Genomic DNA, 7,199 nt, shown 5'->3' on the forward strand with positions numbered 1-7,199 from the left:
TCCTCGGCCTGGACATGGTCGGCGGCCAGTCCGGCCTGGACGAAAAGCAGCTGCTGGGTGGCGAGGGCGGGGTGGGCTTTGTGGAGCACGCCGTGAAGATGGGTACGGCCTTCAACATGACGGCCGAGGAATCGGGCGAGGCCATGGCAAAGATGAAATCCGCCTTCGGCATGAAGTGATACTGCGCCATCAAGTGGAACGGGGCCATGGATGCCTTGCCCAGGATGCCGCCCGCATTGCTGAATTCGTGGCGGGTAATGCCGGCAGCCGTGTTCAGGGCAAAGTGCTCGCTCAGGTAATACGTGAAGTTCGCAATGGGCACCACCTCGTTGGTGGCATCCGCTCCCACGACCGGGGATTTGATATCAGGCCGGATATTCACCAGCCCGACGCTCACGTCCAGACCGATCGGATCGGCATGAGCAGATACGGCACAGGCAGCCAGGAGAACGCCCAGGACAGACGGGAGAAAGTTATGTTTTTTCATGAAGGCCCCTAAATAGAATGAAAACTTGCGCTTCATCACAACTCGGATAAAGACGCCACTTCTATTACAGGGGCACGGCCTTAGCATGTAAATTGGTAGTACTACCGTACTATTCACGTATGAAACCTTGGCCAGACAAGGGAAATCCCTGAGTGCGAAATTTCCGGTTTTGTGCGCATGATTTATTCAGCTGGAAAGTCACCAACCGGCAATAAGATGCCATTGGTGGGTGCCCATGATTGAGTGGAAAACTAAAGAATTACGCGGATGCCCGTTGGAACGCTTGCGTAACGTCACCCGGATGGAGACATACCCTCCTCCACCCTGGGCCGATCGTCTTTTGGATGGTCAGAGCCGATCGGGCTCGGTCACAAACCCGATACGGGAGAGGCCGGCCTGCGCAGCCAGCGACATGACTTTCGCAACCGGTTCGTATTCGGCATGCCGGTCGGCGCGGATATGCAGCTCAGGTTGTGGCTGCTTTTTTGCGGCCTCGGCAAAACGCGGCGCGAACTGATCCATCGCAACCCGCTCGCCGTTCCAGTAGAGATCGCCGTTTTCCCGGATGCCGAGTTCGATATGATCCGGCTTGGTGACATTGGGTGCGCTGCTTGCCTTGGGCAGGTCGATCTTGACTGCGTTGGTGAGCAAGGGCGTGGTGATGATGAAAATCACCAGCAGTACCAGCATCACGTCCACCAGCGGTACCACGTTGATATCGGCCATCGGCCCCGGCCCCCGGCGCGGGTCAAAGCTTCCCATTGCCATGGCTCAGGCCTCCTTCACGATATGCAGGGGACGGGGTTCGCCGGCGGAACTGTTGGCCTTTTCGCCCACGGTGATGATGGCGTACAGATCATGCGCGAACGCATCCAGCCGGGCGAGCCACACCCGGTTCCGCCGGTTGAACGCATTGAAGGCAAGCACGGCCGGAATCGCCACGGCCAGCCCCATCGCCGTCATGATGAGCGCCTCGCCCACCGGGCCGGAGACCTTGTCGAGCGTCCCCTGCCCCGACAGGCCGATATTGACGAGTGCGTGATAGATCCCCCATACGGTGCCGAACAAGCCGATATAGGGGGCGGCCGATCCCGCCGAGGCCAGGATGGTCAGGCCATGCTCGACACGCGTCGCCTCCTGGTCGATGCCGTTTCTGAGCAGACGCGTGAGAAATTCACCCAGGCCACCTGCGGCTGCCAGCTTGTGCAGGCCATGCTTTTCGCTGTCGCTGGCAGCTTCCAGTGCATCATGCGCCAGTTCGGCAAAAGCATGATCGCGCGGCTGTCTGTGCAAGGCGGTGCGGATTTCCTGCAGCGAATCGGCTGCCCAGAATTGTTCGAGAAAGCTTTCGACGCGTCGCTTCGCCAGGTAGTTGGCGATCGTCTTGGTCACGATCAGGTACCAGCTCGCAACCGACAGTGCCAGCAGCAGAAACAATACCGTTTTCCCGAGCGTATCGGCCTGGGCCAGGAAATGGGCAAAGCCTATGTTCGTATCCATATCATCGTCCTTCGAGTACAAAATTAAACGGCTGGATGGCGACGGCGCGCACGGCTGCGCCATCGCGGCTGGCCGGGCTGCATCGCCAGCGTCTGACGGTGGCCAGCGCGGCCTCGTCGATGCGTGCGTAACCGGAACTGGTTTTGATCGTGGCGCGGTCAACCCGCCCCGTTTCGTCGAGCTCCACGCGCAGCACCACCTTGCCCTCTTCCCCGAGACGACGGGAAATGGCGGGATAGGACGGCGGCGCGCGGTCCGGACAGGTCAGCGCGAGTTCGCCGCTCAACACGGCCGGGCCCACAGGCTTTGGCGGCGGCGCGGGCGGCGCAGGTTCGATCGGTGCCTCGATCCTGGGAGGTTCAGGTGAGGAGGATGGCGCGACCAGATCGGACGGCAACACGACCGGCGTTTGTGCGGCCAGCTGCTGCTGGAGCGGCGGTTGAACGGGCTGTTCGCGTTTGACTGGTTTGGGCTTGGGCGGGTCCGGCCTCGGCGGCTCAAGCCTGGGAGGATCGGTCAACAGGTCGACAAACAACGTCGCCGCCTCGGCGGGCGGCGGCAGCACACGGTAGTGCCACAGGCTGTAGAGCAACGCCCCGTGAAGGGCGAGCACGGCGGAAAGGCCTGCCAGGCGCGCGCCAAATGCGTACTGCCGTGGACGCAGCATGCTCAGTAATCCACACGCAACTCGGCCTGATAGGTGCGTTTCGGGAAAGGATGCGGCCCGATGAAATAATCTTCATTGGTCAGGTTGTCGATCCCGAACGAAGCGCGAATCAGTTTCGAGAAACGGTAGCCGAGTTTCACGTCGACGGTGGTGTACTTGCTCAGGCTTCCGGTGTCGTTGTGATGGGTGTCCGAGTTATCCAGGTTGCCGAACTGAAGTCCGCTGTAAAGCAGGCCGAGGGAACCGGTCCAGTGTTCGTCGAAGCGATAGGAAGCGAAGACCGAGGCGCGCCAGTCAGGGATGCGTGGCACCTTCTTGCCAACGAGAGCGGGATTACCCGGATCGGACAGGATCTCCGAGTCGGTGTAGGTCAGGCTGCCATTGATATCCAGTCCAGGCACCAGGAAGTCCACCGCTTCATACGCCGCCTCGGCGCCCGTGACGCGGGTGCGGCCGATGTTCTGCACGCGGCTGACGAGGGTGATCAGATTCAGCTGGCTGGTCAGGAAATTGTCGGTGCGCTGGTCGAACAGCGACAGGCGCAGGTTGCCGTTCCTGAGTGCATGCTCCGCGGTGAGGTCGGTCGCCAGGATTTTTTCCGGGTTCAGATTGGGATCGCTGATATAGGTGGTTCCGCTTTTTTTCTCGGTCTGAAACAGTTCCGTGACGGTCGGCATGCGGTAAGCGCGGGCAACCGAACCCCGGATCAGCCAGTCGCCTGCCGCCCGCCAGGCGAGCGACGCCTTGGGCGAGTGGTAGGTGTCGTCGCGGCTGGCAATCGGCGCATAGCCGCTGATGAAGCCGTTGAAGGCCTGCCAGCGCTCGGTTCGCCAGCCGAGCGTGAGCGTCAGGCGCGGATCGAACTTCCACGCATCCTGCGCAAAAAAGGCATCGGTGCGGGTGTCGCCCATGGTGGTGCTGACGGGGGATGCGCCAATGCTGCTGTCGTCGGTCCAGCTGGATGCAGCGTATTTGGCACTGCTGTAGGTGTAGTGGTCGTAATGGTAGCCGAAGGTGACGGTGTGGTTTTTCCTGTCCTGGCCGGGTTTCCAGATTGCCCGGGCGTCCAGGGTCTTCCAGCCGCTCTCGTCGCCGAACGTGATCGTGCCTGCCCCGCCTGCCGAGCCCGGCTGGCCGAGCCCGCCTGCAATCGCAGTGGTCGGCGTCCGCGTGATGTCGCGAGGGGTGGAATAATCCGAGGCGCTCAGTTCGATCGACCAGTCCGACGACAGGCGGCTGTCCAGACTCAGGCCCAGCAACTGGTTCTGCGTGTTGCTGTCCGACGGGGCGAGCGCACTCGTGCTGACGGTGTAGTTCTTGTTGTCGATATTGACGCTGCCGCTCCATATCGATTGCCCCGACGCATTACGCAGGTAGGTCCGGGTATCGCTGAAGCTGTCGTTCTGCCAATACGCATAAGTGAGGGCCGCGCGCGTGTCGGGCGTGAAGTCGTACGCCAGACGGATTTTCATCGTGTCCTGCACCGAATGGTCCAGGCTGGTCGCGCCGAACATCATGCTGGGGACGTTCGTCGGGTTGGTGTAGGGCACGCCGCCTGTGACCGGCGTCCCTGCGCCGTTGTTGGCTGCGGGGACGGCTGCCGTGGCGAAGTTGATCGGCTGCGAATGCGTATCGAGATGGTTGAACAGGAACGACCAGCTCAGGCTGCCGTTCACCCGCGCACCCAGCGCAAGCTGTTCCTGATGGCCCCGGTAAGTGTCGTCCGTGGCGTAATGTTTGTAGTCCTGGGTCCATCCCTGGACCCGTGCATGGGCTTCGAACTGCTGCGGCCTGCGCGTATTGATCAGGATGGTGGCGCCAGCCGAGTTGCCGGGCAGCAGCGCCGAGAATGGACCATACAGCACTTCGATGTTCTCGATTTCCTCGCTGCCGACGATGTTCCAGCGCGGCGGGAAATTGTAGGAATTGCCCAACAGGTTGGACAGCAGCAGACCGTCCGCATAAACCAGAGACCACGCACTCTGGAGACTGCCCGCCGTGCGGCTGGCAACGATGCCGTTGCGGTCGCCGACATAGCGCTTGCGTATGAAGAGGCTCGGTGTGTACTTGAGCGAATCCTCGACGTTGATGACGTTCATTTCGCGCATCTGGTCCTGGCTCACTTCGGCCGAGGGCGAAGGATTGTTCGTCACCACGGCCGGGCGCGGCAGACTGACGACCATTTCCGGCAAGGCCTGCTCTTCAGCCCAGGCGGCAGGATGACCCAGCGTACTGGCGAGAGCCAGCACCAAAGTTTTACGTTTCATGGTTCTCCCTTGTTGGTTTTCTATTTGGCGGTGCCGGATCGCTGTCCCTGTTGTTCCAGCCAGGACTTCAGCCTGGCCTCATCGAGCGTGCCCACTGCTGCCTGGCGCCGATGCGCCTTGTCGTACAGATACGAGCGCGGCAGTTCCCCCTGCCAAGTAGGGTCGATGGCGGCGCGCAGGCGTTCGGGGATGGGATCGTCGAAAACCCAGGACTCTGCATGGCTCAACCCGAGCTTGCGCAGGGTTTTCCGGATCGCGTCGCTATCCTCCGGGCTGTCGACCGCGACCAATACCAGAGGCAGGGTCTTTTCGTTTTTCGACAGTTTTCCCAGCATGGTCAGTTCGTCGATGCAGTGTCCGCACCAGTTGACCGACCACAGGCTCAGAATGAACGGCTTGCCCGCATACCGCGCTTCGATCTTTGCCAGGCTGCCCGAATCGAAGCGGGCAGGCTCGGTTGCCGATGCAGGCCATGCGGCCAGACACACGAGAAAAAGACACAGACGACGCAGCATGATCACTCGACCTCCAGGATTCGGACGCCTTCGCGGAGCGTGTTCCACACGACCTGCATCCGGCCGTCATGGATGAGGGGCATCGGATAGTCCGCGGCATCGGCAGTCGTCGCGATACGGTGCGGCGCGCTCCAGCTGGCCCCCCCATCCTTCGACAGCAATGCCATCGCGCCGTAAGCCTGGCCGTCGAACTCGCGCCAGGTGATCAGCACGATCTGCCCGTCAGCCGCCACGGTGGCGTGGCCGGCCTGGGCCTGCGGATTGCCGAACGCCATGGGCGCCGACATCCGGTCACCTTTCACCTGCCGGTAAAACAGCCCCTGTCGGTTCTTGCCGTGGGTATACCAGACCGCGTGCAGCGTGCCGTTGTCGCCGGTTGCAATCCCGCCGCCATGGTGCGGGCAGGCATCGATATTCCATTCGTCATCGGCCAGCCGCTGCACCTTGCCCGTATCGAGATAGGAAAATGCGAAGTCGCGCGTATTGGATCCGTACAGGTTGCGCCATAGGGCGACGGGACCATCCGCTGTCCAGGCCAGCGCCGTCCGGCAGCACTCGCAGGTATGCTCGGCCAACTTGCGGTTGGCATGGAAGCTGGCACCGTCATCGTCGGAGCGCGCCACATACACCGATGTGCCAGCGTATGCCACGCCCTGCTCCTTCGCGGCATCCCGGTCGCGGCCATCCAGCCAGACGATGGCCAGTCGGTCGCCGCTATCTGAAACCAGCGAATCGAAACGGTGGCTGGTCAGGCGCTTGTCGTCGTTGATCGTGATGGGGGCCGAGTAGGTCTTGCCGCCATCGGTCGAGCGCGCGTAGCGAATCTCGCCGGTGTAGGGTTGCGGCAGCAGCAGCGTCCAGGTGAGATGTACCGTGCCATTGCGGGTGACGGCGATCTTGGGCCGGTTTTCACCTTCCGCCCCGATGTTTTCCGGCTCGGCGTTGACGGTGACCGGAGCAGAAAAATGTTGGCCGTCGTCGGCCGAATGCGAAACCAGGAGCGTCCGGTTTTCGACCCGGGCGAGCCAGATCCGGCCCTGCGCGTCGACGGTGGCCCCGATCGCCAGCGTGGGTTTTGCCGGTCGGGACGCGACGGCCTGTCCCGGATTTTCCGGCGACATGTGCGTATGCGGCAAGGCCGCGCCCGCGTACCCCGACAGCAATAGCGCGGCGGTGGTCCGCGCCAGGCCCCAGCGGCCGGGAGCCGTTTTCATAATGCTCATCATGATGTCTCTCGTCCCCCTGGCCGGATGCGGGCGAATATGCGGCAACCGCTACCGCGTATTCGCCCGGCAATCCGTACCGGCCTGAAAACATTCAGGAAATTTATTGGTTTCTATTCGGGACGAGTGTAGGGTGCGCGACGTGTCACGACAATGTGGCAAATTGCCGCAGCGTCGCCGCGGTCAATGGCGGGGCGAGGCGGTATCCAGCGTGATGCCGACGTTTTCCTGTTTGCCCTGGCTGTCCCTGAACGTCAGGGTCATGGGCACTTTCTCGCCCGCCACGACCTGCGATGTGAGGCCGATGAGCATGGCATGCAATCCGCCCGGTTTCAGGCTGACCGTTTCGCCTTTCGGCAGCTTGATCGATTCAAGCTCGCGCATTTCCATCACGCCATCGTCCATGCGCATGAAATGCAGTTCGACATGATCTGCGCGGGGGGTCGTTCCCGCGACGAGTTCCATGTCCCGGTCGGCTGTGATTTCCATGAACGCACCCGCTACCTTCTGGCCAGGTGCCGTGGCACGCACCCAGGCATG

At 62.0% G+C, this 7,199-nt stretch carries 8 protein-coding genes; all 8 read right to left on the reverse strand.

Annotation, left to right across the window (positions count from 1 at the left end):
• The coding region (locus ABT23_RS14505; protein ID WP_296636848.1) for an OmpW family outer membrane protein at positions 1-523 on the reverse strand (523 nt) is incomplete at its 3' end.
• A gap of 312 nt (positions 524-835) precedes the next feature.
• On the reverse strand, positions 836-1,255 hold the full coding sequence (locus ABT23_RS14510; RefSeq protein WP_296636851.1) for a biopolymer transporter ExbD: 420 nt from the start codon (positions 1,253-1,255) through the stop codon (positions 836-838).
• Between the two features lie 3 nt (positions 1,256-1,258).
• Positions 1,259-1,987 (reverse strand): MotA/TolQ/ExbB proton channel family protein, encoded by a 729-nt coding sequence (locus tag ABT23_RS14515; RefSeq protein ID WP_296636853.1) that lies wholly within the window; start codon positions 1,985-1,987, stop codon positions 1,259-1,261.
• Position 1,988: 1 nt separating this feature from the next.
• The gene (locus ABT23_RS14520) at positions 1,989-2,654 is read right to left on the reverse strand and encodes an energy transducer TonB (protein ID WP_296636856.1); all 666 of its coding nucleotides are present in this window, start codon (positions 2,652-2,654) and stop codon (positions 1,989-1,991) included.
• A gap of 2 nt (positions 2,655-2,656) precedes the next feature.
• Positions 2,657-4,921 (reverse strand): TonB-dependent receptor, encoded by a 2,265-nt coding sequence (locus ABT23_RS14525; protein ID WP_296636859.1) that lies wholly within the window; start codon positions 4,919-4,921, stop codon positions 2,657-2,659.
• A gap of 20 nt (positions 4,922-4,941) precedes the next feature.
• Positions 4,942-5,436 carry a TlpA disulfide reductase family protein gene (locus ABT23_RS14530; protein ID WP_296636861.1) on the reverse strand — a complete coding sequence of 165 codons (495 nt, stop codon included), beginning with the start codon at positions 5,434-5,436 and terminating at the stop codon, positions 4,942-4,944.
• A 2-nt stretch (positions 5,437-5,438) separates the two neighbouring features.
• Positions 5,439-6,662 carry a sialidase family protein gene (locus ABT23_RS14535; protein ID WP_296636862.1) on the reverse strand — a complete coding sequence of 408 codons (1,224 nt, stop codon included), beginning with the start codon at positions 6,660-6,662 and terminating at the stop codon, positions 5,439-5,441.
• Positions 6,663-6,842: 180 nt separating this feature from the next.
• The coding region (locus tag ABT23_RS14540) for a copper chaperone PCu(A)C (protein ID WP_296636864.1) at positions 6,843-7,199 on the reverse strand (357 nt) is incomplete at its 5' end.

The organism is Thiobacillus sp. SCN 63-57 (assembly GCF_001725555.1).
Taxonomy (GTDB): domain Bacteria; phylum Pseudomonadota; class Gammaproteobacteria; order Burkholderiales; family Thiobacillaceae; genus Thiobacillus.